The following is a 15,748-nucleotide window of genomic DNA, read 5'->3' on the forward strand; positions in this document are numbered from 1 at the left end:
CACGCCGCCAGCGTTCATCCTGAGCCAGGATCAAACTCTCCAATAAAGTTAGTTTGTCTAGCATCATAAAATAAAAAATGACGTTTCACGTTGTTTGTTTCGTTCAGTTTTCAAAGAACTACTTGGTCGCTCATTTGCGACTTCCTTATATTAACATTTTCATCTTTCAATGTCAACTAAGTTTTTTATTTCGTTTGTCGCTTTCGACGTTAATGTCATCGGCGACTTGTTCTATATTACACCTCTAACCTACAATCGTCAACATGTTTTTCTAAAAAAATATAAAAGGGCTTATTCCTTTTAAAATAAGCCCTTTTATCATATATCATTCTATTCATTTATTATTTTTCTATAATTGGCAACGAGACGATAAACTGAATAATACCATCCTCATATTCAGCCCGAATACTACCACCTTGCAACTCAACAATACTTTTCGCAATCGCTAATCCAAGACCCGATCCTTCTGTTACTCTACTTCTAGATTGATCTTTCTTATAAAAGCGTTCAAACAAACTCGCTAACTCTTCTCTCGTAAACTCTTCACTATGATTCGCAATTACAATTTGTATATCCCGGCGCTGCCTTTGAAGGGAAACTTTTATCTCCCCATCATCTTTACTATACTTAATCGCGTTCATTAATAAATTATCAAATACACGAACCATCTTTTCCGAATCAATTGCTGCATAGGCACGTTCCTCAGGAAACTTCTTAACAAACGTAAGTCCATGCTCTTCTGCCTGCGGTACTAACTCTTCTATTAATTGCTCCAATAACTCATTTATACATACTTCTTGCTTTTCTAATATAACTTGTTCATTCGTTAACTTCGTATACTCAAATAAATCTTCTATTAAATTCTTTAACTGCTCCGACTTCGCAAAAGCAATTCTCGTATACTCATCATGTTGTTCTTTATTTTCATATTTAGAATCTCGAAGTAATCGCAAGTAACCCATAATAGAAGTCAGTGGTGTACGTAAATCGTGAGATACATTTGTAATAAGCTCGTTCTTTTGCTTCTCTAATTTACGTTCCTTTTCTATATTATTCATAAGCTCTTCCGCCATATTATTAATATTCTCAGTTAAAGACGCAATCTCATCTTCACCTTTCTTCTCAATACGGTACGCTAAGTTGCCTTTTTCTATTTCCTTTACACCTTCTGCCATCGCTTCAATTTGTTTCATCTTTCTCTTTGTTACATAGAAGAAAGAGAAGATGAACACGAGTACACCAATTAAAAACGGGAATGGTCCTTCTTGCGTATCATACATTACTACACCATCCGGAATTCCACTAACGAACATGTATAAATTCTTATCTTCTATTGTAATAGGTGAAAAAGCTATAAATTCTTTTCTCGTATTTTCAAATATATCTTGACCATTTGAATAGTTGATCGCAAATGATGCCGCATTACGAATCGTATTATGCAAATCAATTTGCTCTTCTTGCGCCTGCTTCGTTTTATATAAAACTTTACCACTTTCATCAGTAACCAATATTTTTAAAGCTCTATTTCCTCGCTCTAAATTTTGATTCTCCGTTTCGATCATATTGGATATAGCTTCTAATTTATTTTCATGAACCGAACTATTTGCTGCTCTTTGAGCTTGGTAATTAATTTGTTGCATACCAGACCGATAATCAACAGTCGCTTGACGATTTGCATTCTCAAAAAACGGTGCAGCTCCCTTTGCAAAAAAAACTCCTAATAACGCACAAGCAGCAAAAGTAGTAATCAGTTGAATTCTTATACTCTTTCGTACGCTCTTTACTAATTTCTCAATCAATTGTCTTGTTTTCCTTATATAAGTAAACGGATTAAATATCTTTTTCAATCTTATACCCCACTCCCCATACTGTTTTTATATATCTAGGTTTCCTTGGATTCTCCTCAATCTTTTCACGCACTTTTCGAATATGCACCATTACAGTATTATCAGACTGGAAAGATCTTTCATTCCAAACCTTTTCATAAATTTGCTCTGCACTAAAGACCATTCCCGGATTACGGGCTAGTAATTCTAAAATTGAAAATTCCCTCGGGGTCAGCTTCACTTCTTCTCCCTCTACAATAACTTTATGGGTTGAGATGTTTATTTTCATCTCTCCAATTTCTAGCTCGTCCTCGTTTTGTATAGCGAAACCATTCATTTTCATATAACGGCGTAACTGAGATTTAATTCTTGCGATTAACTCTAACGGATTAAATGGTTTCGTTACGTAATCATCCGCACCCGTTGTTAACCCTAAAATCTTATCCATATCTTGCGTTTTCGCGGAAAGCATAATGATCGGCATTTCTTTTTCTTCCCTTACTTTCATACACATATGAATGCCATCTACTTTCGGCATCATAATATCTAATACGACTAGATGTACTTCATTTTCTTCTAGTAAACGTAATCCTTCTTCTCCGTCCCCTGCTTGCAATACTTTATATCCTTCATTTTTTAAATAGATTGTAATAAGATTTCTGATTTCTTTTTCATCATCTACGACAAGTATTGTTTCGTGTGCCACAATATCTCCCCCATCATTTTTTTAATCCCTAACTTCTATTATAGGAAAACTTCTGAAGAAAAACGCTCGGAAATCCTTAAGTTTTTCTGAAGACGCAAAAAAGGTCTAGACTCCCCTTAAGTCTAGACCTTTCAAAAACCCCTTTTATTTACGAACGTAGATGAAATATAGTACGAATAAAACTCCCATAACATACATAATCGGATGAATCTCTTTACGACGACCGCTTACTACCATTGTAATTGGATAGAAGATAAATCCAATCGCAATTCCCGTTGCGATACTATACGTAAGTGGCATAGAGATAATTGTAAAGAATGCTGGTACTGCAATCTCGAATTTCTTCCAATCAATTTCCCCTAAGGAAGAAACCATCAAGATTCCTACAATAATTAAAGCTGGTGCCGTTACAGCTGGCGTTACAACACTTAGTAATGGCGAGAAGAATAGTGCCAGTAAAAAGAATCCTGCTGTTACAACTGCTGTAAATCCAGAACGTCCACCCGCTGCTACCCCTGCAGAAGATTCAATATAAGACGTTGTTGTTGATGTACCTAAGATCGCACCAATTACAGTTGCAATCGCATCTGCAAATAATGCTTTTCCTGCACGTGGTAATTTATTGTTCTTCATTAATCCAGCTTGATTCGCAACCGCTACAAGTGTACCTGCTGTATCAAAGAAATCGATAAAGAAGAACGTTATAATAACAATCACCATTTGAACAGTGAAAATATCTCCGAAGTGCGTTAACGCCACACCGAACGTTGGTTCTAGACTCGGTATTGCTCCCACTACAGCTTTCGGAGTATCAATTAATCCTGTTGCTACTCCTAAGATTGCTGTAAGAATCATACCGTAAAATACTGCACCATTTACTTTCTTAATCATGAAGATAATTGTCGTAACAACTCCGAAGATTGCTAGTAACGTTGTGCCCTTTGTTAAGTCCCCCAACCCAACAAGAACAGCATCATTTTTCACGATAATTCCAGCATTTTGGAATCCAAGGAAAGCAATGAATAATCCGATACCTGCCGCTACTGCAAACTTTAACTCTGATGGAATTGCATTAATGATTTTTTCACGAATACCTGAAGCTGTAAGAATAATAAAGATAATACCTGACATTAACGTTCCAGCAATTGCTGTTTGCCACGGAATACCCATCGTTAACACTGCTGTATAAGCAAAGAACGCGTTAATTCCCATACCCGGCGCCAAAGCAATCGGATACTTCGCGAAAATCCCCATAATTAACGAACCGATCGCTGCTGCTAATGCTGTAGCAACGAATACTGCACCTGGATCCATTCCTGTACCTGCTGGTAACCCTTTAACATTCCCAAGTGACAGCGTAGCAGGATTGACAAATAGTACGTAAGCCATAGATAGAAATGTCGTTAAACCTGCTATGAACTCTGTTTTATAATTCGTGCCGAGTTCATCAAACTGAAAATAGCGTTTCATCTTACGTTTCCCCCGTTATATGATTACTCGCCGTAATCCCCTAGCCCTCTTTTATCTATTAAAAATAAAAAAGGCTTCCATTGCATATACATGGAAGCGTTCTATAAATAAAGACAAGATTCCCCTCACCTTTATAAAAACGCCTCGTAGTCAAGCCATTTACGGTAGCTAGGTAGAAACTTTCGGGCCATATCCCCGATATTATACGACGGCATAATATTCACTTTTCGTTTGAATTACATACTCATATTAACTCGACGAAGTAGTTTTGTCAATTTAAAAACGAACATTTTTATAAACTTTCATATTTTCGTTCGTATTAAACTTAAAATAAAAAAGATCCATCTATTGCATGAGCAATAGATGGATCTTTTATTATAATACTATTCCCACTCAATCGTTGCTGGTGGCTTACTCGTTACATCATACACGATACGGTTAACGTGTTTTACTTCGTTTACGATACGTACAGAGATTTTCTCTAATACGTCCCAAGGGATACGTGCCCAGTCAGCTGTCATACCGTCGATAGATGTTACTGCACGGATACCTACTGTATAATCGTAAGTACGCTCGTCACCCATAACACCTACGCTACGCATACCAGGAAGCGCAGTGAAGTATTGCCAGATTTCGCGGTCTAAGCCTGCTTTAATAATTTCTTCACGTAAAATCGCATCAGATTCACGAACGATTTCTAATTTCTCTTCTGTGATTTCACCTAATACACGAATACCAAGACCAGGACCTGGGAATGGTTGACGCCATACGATCTCATCAGGAATTCCTAGTTCAGATCCTAATACACGTACTTCGTCTTTAAATAACGTGTTTAAAGGCTCAATTAATTTGAACTGCATGTCTTCTGGAAGTCCACCAACGTTATGGTGAGATTTAATTGTTTGTGCAGTTGCTGTACCACTTTCAACGATATCTGTGTACAGTGTACCTTGTGCTAAGAAGTCCATTCCTTCTAATTTAGAAGCTTCATCATCAAATACGTAAATGAATTCGTTACCGATAATTTTACGTTTTTGTTCTGGATCTTCTACACCTTTTAACTTGTTCATGAAGCGTTCTTTTGCATCCACTTTAATAACGTTCATGTGGAAGCCTTCGCTAAATGTTTTCATAACACCTTCTGCTTCGCCTTTACGAAGTAAACCATGGTCAACGAAAATACATGTTAACTGATCGCCGATTGCTTTATGAATTAATACTGCAACAACAGAAGAATCTACACCGCCGCTAAGTGCGCATAATACTTTTTTGTCTCCAACAGTTTCACGGATTTTCTCTAGTTCTACTTCGATAAAGTTCTCCATGTTCCATCCTTCAGAACAGCCACATACGCCGAATACGAAGTTTTTAATTAAATCGTTACCGTGCTCAGAGTGACGTACTTCTGGGTGGAATTGTACACCGTATAAGTTTTTCGCTTCATTGCTCATACCAGCAATTGGGCAAGACTCACTTGTCGCGTCTACTACGAATCCTTCAGGTAAACCAGTTACTAAGTCTCCATGGCTCATCCATACAACTTGCTCTTCTGGAAGGTTCGCATATAATTTTGATTCGTTCTCTACTTTTAGAACAGCTTTTCCGTACTCACGGTGGTTTGCACGCTCTACTGTACCACCGAATTGTTGCGTCATAAGTTGCATACCGTAACAAATACCGAAGATCGGTAATCCTAGGTCAAAGATTTTTTCATCACAATGTAATGCACCTTCACCGTATACACTATTTGGCCCACCAGAGAAGATAATCCCTTTTGGATTCATTGCTTTAATTTCTTCCGCAGTAATTGTATGTGGATGAAGCTCACTGTATACACCGAACTCACGAATTCGACGTGCTATTAACTGATTGTATTGACTTCCAAAATCTAAAACGATAATTGTATCGTGTTGCTTCTTCAAAATAATCACCCCAACGTTAGTTCTCGTATATAAATATTTTCACCAATTTGGCGAAAAGCATTACCAATATAATAAAAAAAGCCAGTCCTCCGCCTCTAGTCTCATAACAAAGAAAAGGCAGGGGTCTGGCTTTATAAAGAAAGATAGTCTTCCGCTCTTTATAAATATAAGACACACTGCCTTCATAGTCAGGTTGTTTACGGTAACCCGGTAGAGACTCTCAAACCTTATCTTTGAGGATATATGAAGGATCGTTTTATATTATCTTCCTAGATTCTAACAATGAAGTGTCGGTATGGTCAAGAGAGAAAGCGACAAAATTCTACAGAAATTCATTTCCTTTTCTAAAAAACATAAAAAAACATCCATTTCTATATAGAAATGGATGTTTTTTAGGCCAAACGGAATTACATCATTCCGCCCATACCGCCCATGCCCATGCCGCCCATGTCAGGCATTGCTGGTGCATTTGGTTCTGGTTTGTCAGCTACTACAGCTTCAGTTGTTAAGAACATAGCTGCAACAGATGCTGCGTTTTGAAGTGCAGAGCGAGTTACTTTAGCTGGATCTACGATACCAGTTTCAAGCATGTTAACCCACTCGCCAGTAGCTGCGTTGAAACCAACGCCTACTTTTTCGCCTTTTAGACGCTCTACAACTACAGATCCTTCTAGACCAGCGTTGATTGCGATTTGACGAACTGGCTCTTCTAGTGCGCGAAGTACGATGTTAATACCTGTTGCTTCGTCGCCTTCAGCTACGATAGAAGCTACTTTTGTGTATACGTTCATAAGTGAAGTACCACCACCTGCAACGATACCTTCTTCTACCGCTGCACGAGTTGAGTTAAGTGCATCTTCAATGCGAAGTTTGCGCTCTTTTAACTCAGTTTCAGTTGCTGCACCTACTTTAATTACTGCTACGCCACCTGCAAGTTTCGCAAGACGCTCTTGTAATTTTTCACGATCGAATTCAGAAGTTGTTTCTTCTAATTGCGCACGGATTTGACCGATGCGAGCTTCGATTTGTTGTGTGCTTCCTACACCTTCAACTACAGTTGTGTTTTCTTTCGTTACAACAACTTTACCAGCGCGTCCTAAAGATTCAACTGTAGCAGATTTTAAGTCACGGCCTAATTCTTCAGTGATTACTTCGCCACCAGTTAAGATTGCGATATCTTCTAGCATTGCTTTACGACGGTCACCAAATCCAGGAGCTTTAACAGCTACTACATTGAATGTACCACGAAGTTTGTTCACTACTAATGTAGCTAACGCTTCGCCTTCTACATCTTCAGCAATGATAAGAAGTGGTTTACCTTGTTGTACCACTTGCTCTAATACTGGTAAGATTTCTTGAATGTTAGAAATCTTTTTGTCAGTGATTAAGATGTATGGGTTATCAAGAACTGCTTCCATTTTGTCAGAATCAGTAATCATGTAAGGAGATGCATATCCACGATCAAATTGCATACCTTCTACTACGTCTAATTCTGTTGTGAAACCTTTAGATTCTTCTAAAGTAATAACGCCGTCGTTACCAACGCGCTCCATTGCTTCAGCGATTAATTGACCTACTTCTTCGTCAGCAGCAGAAATAGCAGCTACTTGTGCGATAGAAGATTTACCTTCGATTGGTTTAGAAATCGTTTTTAATTCTTCTACTGCAGCAACGACAGCTTTTTCGATACCTTTACGAAGACCCATTGGGTTCGCACCAGCTGTTACGTTTTTAAGACCTTCACGAATCATAGCTTGTGCTAATACAGTTGCAGTTGTTGTTCCGTCACCAGCTACATCATTTGTTTTGCTAGCAACTTCTGCTACTAATTTCGCACCCATGTTTTCGAATGCATCTTCTAATTCAATTTCTTTTGCGATTGTTACACCGTCATTTGTAATAAGTGGTGAACCGAATTTTTTCTCAAGAACAACGTTACGACCTTTTGGTCCAAGCGTTACTTTTACTGCATTTGCAAGAGTGTCGACACCGCGAAGCATCGAACGACGTGCTTCTTCACTAAATTTAATATCTTTTGCCATAATAATTGACCCCCTTGGATTTTTTAAGATTTATATAATTAACCGATAACTGCTAAAATGTCACTTTCACGTAAAATCAAGTAGTCTGTACCTTCATATTTCACTTCAGTACCTGCATATTTTGAGAAGATGATAAGATCACCTGCTGCTACCTCTAAAGCAACACGCTCACCATTTTCAAGCACTCGACCAGTACCTACTGCAATAACTTTACCCTCTTGTGGTTTTTCTTTTGCTGTGTCTGGTAATACAATACCACTTGCTGTTTTTTCTTCCGCTTGAACAAGCTCAATTACAACGCGATCACCTAATGGCTTTAGCATGAACAATAACCTCCTCATTTTGTTATGTAAATTTTATTTATTAGCACTCAGGTCACCCGAGTGCTAACACACTTATAATAATAAATAATCTCAATTTCTTTTGCAAGTAAAAAAATCATAATTTTTTCGCAAATTAAGCTATAAACTTTTCTATATAGAGTTCCTCTTCTTCTACCTTTACTATATGAATCGTTGTTTCCACTACTCGTATGTTACAATATGAAAGGACACCCTAAGTTGTTTTCGCTACACACACAACTTTCTCCTGTCTTCTATTATAATTTCAAATAAGGATTTACAAAAAAAACATAATGTAAGTAAAGTTTATATCGTAGGTAGCATCTTTACATGTTATCCTACCTTATCTCATACACTAGAGTTAGAAAGGATGGTTAAACCATTTGAAAAAACAATATTGGTGGGTTATCGTTACATACATTTTAATGCAGTTATCATCAATTGCTGGATTACCACTTCTCCTGAAAACTGGACTTTATGATAACAGGGGATTTACTAGGGAAGAGAAATTTCAACTCATAACTGGTCACTGGGCAATCATTAGCTTCTTTATTGCCTTATGTATCGTACTTTGGTTACTTAGAACAGATATTCGTGACAGACATTTAGATACAAAGCGTTCTACTGTTCCAGCTACGATTGGTTGGATTTTTATCGGGTTCTTCTTAGCATTTTTCTCGCAAAGTATTGCTGGTATGATCGAAATGTATGTATTAGGTATTAAACCTGGATCTGAAAATACAGCGAGACTTATGGATATCGCAAGAACGACACCTTGGTTCCTTATCGTCATCTCTATAATAGGGCCTATTTTGGAAGAAATCGTATTTAGAAAAATTTTATTTGGTACACTTTATAAGAAGTTTAACTTCTTTATTGCCGCTATCATTAGTTCCCTTGTATTTGCGGCCATTCATTTTGATTTTACTCACTTATTGGTATACACTGCTATGGGGCTCGTATTCGCCTTCTTATATGTAAAAACGAAGCGTATTATCGTTCCAATTGCAGCGCATGTTGCAATGAATACATTAGTTGCAGTTGCTCAAGTTTTAGTGAGTAACGAACAAATTCAAGAAATGATTAAAGAAGCTGAAAAAATGCAAGGATTTATCGGAGGATTTTTAGTATGAGAAACTCACCATTGTTCATGGCTGCATTGTACTTCCTTCTAGGATGTATCTTTACACGCTTCGCCATTACGAACGTAACAGATACAATCTGGAATATGTGGACAATACTATTTGCAGTTATGGCAACGATTGATTTTAATTTAGCACTTCGCCTTATCTTAGTTAAATTCACAAAGAAAAAACAATAATAAAACGCAGAGGTCGCTTCCTCTGCGTTTTATTGTGGATAATTCTTCAAAAAGTAAACTAGTGTTTGTAACTCTACTGCTAAATCAATATGATGAATTCTTATATTGTCTGACACATTTAAGCGTGCTGGTGTGAAATTCAAAATACCATGCACGTTTGTTTCTGCCAATCTATCGGCTACAGATTGCGCTACTGTAGCGGGTACTGTTAATATTGCCACTTGTATATCAGTTGATAAACGTTCTTCTAATTCATCTAAGTGATATACAGGAATGCCTCCGATTTCTGTTCCAACTTTCTCTTCACTAACATCAAACGCCATTTCAATTTTTGTATTATTGTTTTTCGTGAAATTATAATGTAAGAAAGCGGTCCCTAAATTACCTACTCCAATAAGCGCTACACGTGTTATATCATCTTGGTCGAGTGTTTCACGGAAAAATGATAATAAATAATTTACGTTATATCCATATCCTTTTTTCCCTAATGCTCCAAAGTATGAGAAATCTCTTCGAATTGTTGCGGAATCAACCTTTACCGCTTCACTTAATTCGGCTGATGAAACACGTTGCTTACCAGACAAAGATAAGTTTTGGATAAATCGATAGTATAGAGGCAATCTCTTAGCAGTGGCTTGTGGAATTTTCTGCTGCTCCATATAACCTCTCCTCTCTTCCTATCTTTATTCATATGCTTTAATCAAATACAGAAGTTTAGCACTTATTAAATTCCTTGTATAATAGAAAGAAGAAGTATTCTCTCTGTATTTTAAACTATACACTATTTTTAGTATGATTGAGAAATATAAACATGGCAAAGTTAAGAAATTATTTGAGGTGAAAACAGTGATTTTATTACAAGTAAACGCGCTTTCGAAATTATACGGTGCAGAAACGATTCTTGCAAACATAAAATTGGAAGTTCAAACGAAAGATCGTATCGCATTAGTCGGACGAAATGGAGCCGGAAAATCTACATTATTAAAAATAATAGCGGGTGAGCTATCTCATGATGGTGGAGAAATTATAAAACCGAAAGATGTCTCAATTGGATATCTAGCTCAAAATACCGGTTTAGAAACGTCTTTAACAATTTGGGATGAAATGTTAACCGTCTTTACACACTTGCAGCAAATGGAGACAAAACTTCGAAGGCTAGAGCAAGAGATGGGAAAAGAAGAAAACTTTTCAAACGAGGCTACATATGAAAGATTATTAGCTGATTATGACCAATTACAATTAGATTATAAAGATCAAGGTGGCTATCAGTACGAAGCAGATATCCGTTCGATTTTAAGTGGTCTTGGCTTCCCGGTTGAAACGCACCAGACGACGATTTCTACATTAAGCGGTGGACAAAAAACACGATTAGCTCTCGGTAAATTATTATTAACGAAACCAGACCTACTTATTTTGGACGAGCCTACAAACCATTTAGACATCGAAACATTAACATGGCTTGAACAATATTTACAAGGTTATCCTGGCGCAATACTAATCGTTTCCCATGACCGTTATTTCTTAGATAAACTTGTTACACAAGTATATGAAATTTCGAATAAAGAAAGTAGACGATTTGTTGGTAACTACAGTAAATATTTAGACTTAAAATCAGCACTATACGAGCAAGAAATGAAACGTTATGAAAAACAACAGGATGAAATCGCTAAGCTAGAGGACTTCGTTCAAAAAAATATAGCTCGTGCATCTACGACAAAACGTGCGCAAAGCCGCCGGAAACAATTAGACCGAATGGAATTATTAACAAGGCCGTTAGGTGACTCTAAGTCAGCTTCCTTCCACTTCGATATCGAAAAACAAAGTGGAAATGATGTTTTACAAGTAAAGGATGCAACCATCGGCTACGATAAGGATCCAATTATTGAACATGTAACAATGCGCTTAACTCGCGGAGATAGCGTTGCATTAGTTGGTCCAAACGGAATCGGGAAATCCACACTGTTAAAATCCATTGTAAATAAGTTACCATTATTACATGGGGATGTTTCTTTCGGATCTAATGTATCTGTTGGCTATTATGATCAGGAACAAGCTAATTTAACATCTTCTAAGCGCGTTTTAAATGAGCTATGGGATGAATATCCACTGCAACCTGAAAAAGAAATTCGCACGATATTAGGTAACTTCTTATTCACAGGAGATGATGTACTAAAGCCCGTATCTTCTCTTAGTGGTGGACAAAAGGCTCGGTTAGCTCTTGCAAAACTGATGATGCAAAAATCGAATTTATTAATTCTCGATGAGCCTACAAACCATCTTGATTTAAATAGTAAAGAAATCTTAGAGAATGCTTTAATTGATTATCCTGGTACCCTTCTATTTGTCTCACATGACCGCTACTTTATTAACCGTGTAACAACGACTGTGGTTGAGTTATCAACAGAAGGTGCACAGGAATATTTAGGGGATTACGATTACTACGTTGAAAAGAAAAATGAAATGATTGAACGTGCAGAACTTGAACAGCAAGAAAATGACGTTCCTGTTCAAAAGGTGGTTGCACAAGAGAAATTAAATTATTTAGAAGAAAAAGAGCGTAAAAAACTAGAGCGTCAACGCACTAGAAAAATTGAAGAGCTAGAACAAAATATAGTGGAATTAGAAGAAGAAATTGCTACGTTAGAAGATCAACTTTGCCTACCAGAAATATATGCAGATTATGAAAAGGCTAGTGAAATTACAACGAAAAAGCAAACGCTACAAGAACAACTTGAAACTTGCATGGCAGAATGGGAAGAGCTGCATGTATAAGTATATTTAAATAAGGAAGATGTCTCATAAGTCAGGATTTTTGACTATGCGACATCTTTTTTCTTTTAGTACATAAATAATTTTTTGAATATATCAATCGTAACTTAGAATATAACAACGATTTTTCAAATATATCTATTGTAGCCCTATATATCAACGATTCGATACGAAATACCGATTTCCCGACAAAGTTTGACAACATTAGCGCCCCCTATAATAAGAGTATATTTCAAAATGTTTTTTAGAAATACCTTCTTAATTTTTATTTCCCGAAAAAGGATATATGCAAAGGTCAGACATCATTGGTTTTATCCACAACTTTATACACATATCCACCTTTATAAAATAAACATTAAAATAACTTTTCCACATTATCCACAAAGAACTAAAAAGTTATCAACATTTTATATACACAATAAAACCCATATTATCAACAGATAATATGGGTTTTATCCACAAGCTGTGGTTAATTTTGTGCATAACTATGCTTCAATATCTAATCCTGGATTTGCATTTAAAGCTAATGTAGCACGTTTTCCTTGTTCATATGCAATTGTACCTGCCGCCGCAATCATTGCTGCATTATCTGTACATAAAGATAGGGGAGGAATAATTAGCTCTACATTTTCTTTTCGTGCAAATTCTGCTTCTAAACGTGCACGCAGTCCTTTATTCGCAGCTACTCCACCAGCAAGAAGCACTTGCTTTACGTTATAAGCATCCGCTGCACGAGATGCTTTCGTTACTAGTACGTCAATTACACTCTCTTGGAAACTTGCTGCTAAATCTTCCGGTGCAATTTCTATCCCACGTTGTTTTGCGTTATGCACAGTGTTGATAACTGCTGATTTCAATCCGCTAAAACTGAAATCATATGAATCCGGTTCAAGCCATGCGCGAGGTAAATCGATTGTTGGTTTCCCTTCATGTGCAAGGCGATCAATATGAGGACCACCTGGATATGGCATAGATAACGTACGAGCTACTTTATCATATGCCTCTCCTGCTGCATCATCTCGCGTTTCACCAATTACTTCAAAGGAACCATGTTCTTTCATATAAACAAGCTCTGTATGTCCACCAGATACAACAAGTGATAGTAATGGGAATTGAACTTCTTTTACTAAACGATTCGCATAAATATGGCCAGCGATATGATGAACACCAACTAGAGGAATATCATGTGCAAAAGCTACTGCTTTCGCTGCATTTACCCCTATTAAAAGCGCTCCTACTAAACCAGGTCCTTCTGTTACAGCAATTGCATCAATATCATCAAATGTGATATTTGCTTCTTTTAAAGCCTCTTCTAACACAACTGTAATTTCTTCTACATGATGACGGGATGCAATCTCTGGTACAACTCCGCCAAAACGTTTATGACTTTCAATTTGTGATGCAACGACATTTGCAATAATTTCCGTTCCATTTTTAACAACTGCTACTGCTGTTTCATCACAACTTGTTTCAATACCAAGTATAATCGTATTTTTTTCCATTATATATTCACCCACATTACGAGACCATCTTCCTGATTGTCTGCATAGTATCGTTTACGAATTCCACCATTTTGAAATCCGTATTTTCTGTATAACTGTTTTGCTACTTCATTTGATACACGTACTTCAAGTGTCATCGTTTTTACACCTAGAGTTTTCGCTTCGGAAATAACTTCTTTTAATAAAGCATCTCCTAGCTTTTGACCTCTGTATTCTGGCAAAATAGCTATATTTGTTATATGCGATTCATCAATAATTATCCACAATCCACAATACCCAATTACACGACCATCTTTTTCTAGCACAACATAATGTGCATGTTCATTCATCGTTAACTCACGGTGAAAGGCATCTGCGGTCCAAGGAGTTGAAAAAGATGCTTCTTCAATAGCTACAATTTGAGCAATATCATCGAGTTCCATCTTTCTAAATATCATATCCATCCTCTGCAAGCTCCTACTTGTTTTGACTTTCTAACCACTTTGTTTCAGCTTCAGCTAAACGAAGGTAACTAGGAACAAATGAATGTACATCTTGTTCTTCTTTTTGTAATCCTAAGAACGCTAGCTCACTTGGTCTTGGGTTATTTTTAGTGAAAGGAGCAAATACAGCTTGATCGCCTAAATGTTCAATAATTGTTTCTTTGTGTAGTTTAACATCGTTACCAATAAATAAAACAGGTTTTCCTTTATCTTTTAACATTTGCAACCAGTCTATAATAAGGATGATTCGGTCTTCTTCTATAGAAGTTAAATCCTCTCCTTCATATGTATATAAGCCAGTATAAATTTGTCCACGTCTTCCATCGAATAAAGGACAGATTAACCCATCAAAATTAGCTCCGTTTGCAGCCACTACTTCTAAACTTGATACACCTACAATTGGTATTTGAAGTGACCAAGCTAATGTTTTGGCAGCTGTCACACCTATACGAACACCTGTATATGATCCTGGTCCAGCAGCTACAACTATTTTAGTTAATTCTTTCGGTTTTACACCACATTCTTTTAACAGTTGTTCTACAGCTGGCATAAGACGCACAGAATGATTTTTTGTTAAATTTGTAATGATTTCCCCAATTACGTTTCCTTCTTCAATAAGGGATACACCCATTACGTAATTTGAAGTATCAATTGCTAGTACTTTCATCTTGTAATAGCTCCTCACATAATCTAATATAGCGATCTCCAATTGGCTCGAGTACAATGTTTCTTGTGTCATCTCCAGCATGGAATAAACTAATTTGTAACTTCTCATTTGGTAAATATGCTTCTATTAAATGGGCCCATTCTACTACCGTAATTCCTCCACCGTAGAAATACTCATCAAAACCTAAGTCTTCTTCACTTTCTGCTAAGCGATACACGTCCATATGATATAGCGGTAATCTTCCTTTATATTCTTTAATGATATTAAAGGTAGGACTATTTACAACTCTTTTCACTCCAAGACCTTTTGCTAGTCCTTTTGTAAAAGTCGTCTTACCAGCCCCTAGATCTCCTTCTAAAATAATTACATCTTGTGCCCGGGCAAGTTCACCCAGTTTTTCTGATAATCTTTGTGTTTCCTCAGATGATTTTGTTGTTATTTCATATTTACTCACAGACTTCACCTACTTTACTCACAATGTTCTCTGCTCTTTATTATACAGGTTTTAAATATATAAAAAAGTCCTTAGGAGTTTTCCTAAGGATAGTTTGACTGTCTTTATTAGTTTTTTGTTAAAACAAATAAAAAAATACGAAACAACATGTTTCGTTCTTTTCTTTATATAAAATGGCGGTCCCGACCGGGGTCGAACCGGCGATCTCCTGCGTGACAGGCAGGCATGTTAACCACTACACCACGG

Annotated in this window: 14 protein-coding genes and 2 riboswitches; of the genes, 3 read left to right on the forward strand and 11 right to left on the reverse strand. The window is 36.8% G+C overall.

Features of this window, described 5'->3' with window-relative positions:
- Nucleotides 1-341: 341 nt before the first annotated feature.
- The 6 genes from ampS to groES all read right to left on the reverse strand — a co-directional run bounded on the left by ampS (nucleotide 342) and on the right by groES (nucleotide 8,289).
- On the reverse strand, nucleotides 342-1,847 hold the full coding sequence (gene ampS, locus AC2CGR_RS27895) for an aminopeptidase AmpS (RefSeq protein ID WP_087963790.1): 1,506 nt from the start codon (nucleotides 1,845-1,847) through the stop codon (nucleotides 342-344).
- Nucleotides 1,831-2,532 carry a response regulator transcription factor gene (locus AC2CGR_RS27900; RefSeq protein ID WP_000929888.1) on the reverse strand — a complete coding sequence of 234 codons (702 nt, stop codon included), beginning with the start codon at nucleotides 2,530-2,532 and terminating at the stop codon, nucleotides 1,831-1,833. The genes ampS and AC2CGR_RS27900 overlap by 17 nt, the downstream gene beginning before the upstream one ends.
- 144 nt (nucleotides 2,533-2,676) lie before the next feature.
- Nucleotides 2,677-4,002, reverse strand: a complete 1,326-nt coding sequence (locus tag AC2CGR_RS27905) for an NCS2 family permease (RefSeq protein ID WP_000833097.1) — start codon at nucleotides 4,000-4,002, stop codon at nucleotides 2,677-2,679.
- 127 nt (nucleotides 4,003-4,129) lie between these two features.
- Nucleotides 4,130-4,231, reverse strand: a riboswitch (purine riboswitch).
- 154 nt (nucleotides 4,232-4,385) lie between these two features.
- Nucleotides 4,386-5,924: a glutamine-hydrolyzing GMP synthase gene (gene guaA / locus AC2CGR_RS27910; protein ID WP_000743900.1), complete on the reverse strand. Its 1,539-nt coding sequence runs from the start codon at nucleotides 5,922-5,924 to the stop codon at nucleotides 4,386-4,388.
- A gap of 165 nt (nucleotides 5,925-6,089) precedes the next feature.
- A riboswitch (purine riboswitch) is annotated at nucleotides 6,090-6,191 on the reverse strand.
- 140 nt (nucleotides 6,192-6,331) lie between these two features.
- Nucleotides 6,332-7,966: a chaperonin GroEL gene (groL, locus tag AC2CGR_RS27915; RefSeq protein ID WP_048553694.1), complete on the reverse strand. Its 1,635-nt coding sequence runs from the start codon at nucleotides 7,964-7,966 to the stop codon at nucleotides 6,332-6,334.
- A 38-nt stretch (nucleotides 7,967-8,004) separates the two neighbouring features.
- On the reverse strand, nucleotides 8,005-8,289 hold the full coding sequence (gene groES, locus AC2CGR_RS27920; protein WP_000917306.1) for a co-chaperone GroES: 285 nt from the start codon (nucleotides 8,287-8,289) through the stop codon (nucleotides 8,005-8,007).
- A gap of 401 nt (nucleotides 8,290-8,690) precedes the next feature.
- Between groES and AC2CGR_RS27925 the strand changes: the two genes are divergently transcribed.
- Both AC2CGR_RS27925 and AC2CGR_RS27930 read left to right on the forward strand, forming a co-directional pair.
- Nucleotides 8,691-9,440, forward strand: a complete 750-nt coding sequence (locus AC2CGR_RS27925; protein ID WP_000745342.1) for a CPBP family intramembrane glutamic endopeptidase — start codon at nucleotides 8,691-8,693, stop codon at nucleotides 9,438-9,440.
- Complete coding sequence (locus tag AC2CGR_RS27930; RefSeq protein WP_001246201.1) at nucleotides 9,437-9,628, forward strand: YdiK family protein; 192 nt, start codon at nucleotides 9,437-9,439, stop codon at nucleotides 9,626-9,628. Before AC2CGR_RS27925 ends, AC2CGR_RS27930 begins: the two co-directional genes overlap by 4 nt.
- 29 nt (nucleotides 9,629-9,657) lie before the next feature.
- Here the strand turns inward: AC2CGR_RS27930 and AC2CGR_RS27935 are convergent, their stop codons facing one another.
- Nucleotides 9,658-10,287 carry a redox-sensing transcriptional repressor Rex gene (locus AC2CGR_RS27935; RefSeq protein WP_000437704.1) on the reverse strand — a complete coding sequence of 210 codons (630 nt, stop codon included), beginning with the start codon at nucleotides 10,285-10,287 and terminating at the stop codon, nucleotides 9,658-9,660.
- A 187-nt stretch (nucleotides 10,288-10,474) separates the two neighbouring features.
- Here AC2CGR_RS27935 and AC2CGR_RS27940 point away from each other — a divergent pair, with 187 nt between their 5' ends.
- Complete coding sequence (locus tag AC2CGR_RS27940; protein ID WP_000602140.1) at nucleotides 10,475-12,400, forward strand: ABC-F family ATP-binding cassette domain-containing protein; 1,926 nt, start codon at nucleotides 10,475-10,477, stop codon at nucleotides 12,398-12,400.
- Nucleotides 12,401-12,882: 482 nt separating this feature from the next.
- Here the strand turns inward: AC2CGR_RS27940 and tsaD are convergent, their stop codons facing one another.
- The 4 genes from tsaD to tsaE are packed head-to-tail and all read right to left on the reverse strand — an operon-like array spanning nucleotide 12,883 to nucleotide 15,502.
- On the reverse strand, nucleotides 12,883-13,899 hold the full coding sequence (gene tsaD / locus AC2CGR_RS27945; RefSeq protein WP_087963791.1) for a tRNA (adenosine(37)-N6)-threonylcarbamoyltransferase complex transferase subunit TsaD: 1,017 nt from the start codon (nucleotides 13,897-13,899) through the stop codon (nucleotides 12,883-12,885).
- Nucleotides 13,899-14,342 carry a ribosomal protein S18-alanine N-acetyltransferase gene (gene rimI / locus AC2CGR_RS27950; protein ID WP_000367197.1) on the reverse strand — a complete coding sequence of 148 codons (444 nt, stop codon included), beginning with the start codon at nucleotides 14,340-14,342 and terminating at the stop codon, nucleotides 13,899-13,901. Before rimI ends, tsaD begins: the two co-directional genes overlap by 1 nt.
- 13 nt (nucleotides 14,343-14,355) lie before the next feature.
- A complete protein-coding gene (gene tsaB / locus AC2CGR_RS27955; protein WP_087963792.1) occupies nucleotides 14,356-15,048 on the reverse strand; it encodes a tRNA (adenosine(37)-N6)-threonylcarbamoyltransferase complex dimerization subunit type 1 TsaB in 693 nt (230 codons plus the stop codon).
- The gene (gene tsaE, locus AC2CGR_RS27960; RefSeq protein ID WP_087963793.1) at nucleotides 15,029-15,502 is read right to left on the reverse strand and encodes a tRNA (adenosine(37)-N6)-threonylcarbamoyltransferase complex ATPase subunit type 1 TsaE; all 474 of its coding nucleotides are present in this window, start codon (nucleotides 15,500-15,502) and stop codon (nucleotides 15,029-15,031) included. Before tsaE ends, tsaB begins: the two co-directional genes overlap by 20 nt.
- Between the last annotated feature and the right edge of the window lie 246 nt (nucleotides 15,503-15,748).

Source organism: Bacillus sp. LSHTCR4 (assembly GCF_057197025.1).

Coding starts and splice junctions, on each gene's coding strand:
- AC2CGR_RS27905 (WP_000833097.1), bottom strand. CDS start 4,002: ATGAAACGCTATTTTCAGTTTGATGAACTCGGCACGAATTATAAAACA.
- groL (WP_048553694.1), bottom strand. CDS start 7,966: ATGGCAAAAGATATTAAATTTAGTGAAGAAGCACGTCGTTCGATGCTT.
- groES (WP_000917306.1), bottom strand. CDS start 8,289: ATGCTAAAGCCATTAGGTGATCGCGTTGTAATTGAGCTTGTTCAAGCG.
- AC2CGR_RS27930 (WP_001246201.1), top strand. CDS start 9,437: ATGAGAAACTCACCATTGTTCATGGCTGCATTGTACTTCCTTCTAGGA.
- AC2CGR_RS27935 (WP_000437704.1), bottom strand. CDS start 10,287: ATGGAGCAGCAGAAAATTCCACAAGCCACTGCTAAGAGATTGCCTCTA.
- tsaD (WP_087963791.1), bottom strand. CDS start 13,899: ATGGAAAAAAATACGATTATACTTGGTATTGAAACAAGTTGTGATGAA.
- rimI (WP_000367197.1), bottom strand. CDS start 14,342: ATGGATATGATATTTAGAAAGATGGAACTCGATGATATTGCTCAAATT.
- tsaB (WP_087963792.1), bottom strand. CDS start 15,048: ATGAAAGTACTAGCAATTGATACTTCAAATTACGTAATGGGTGTATCC.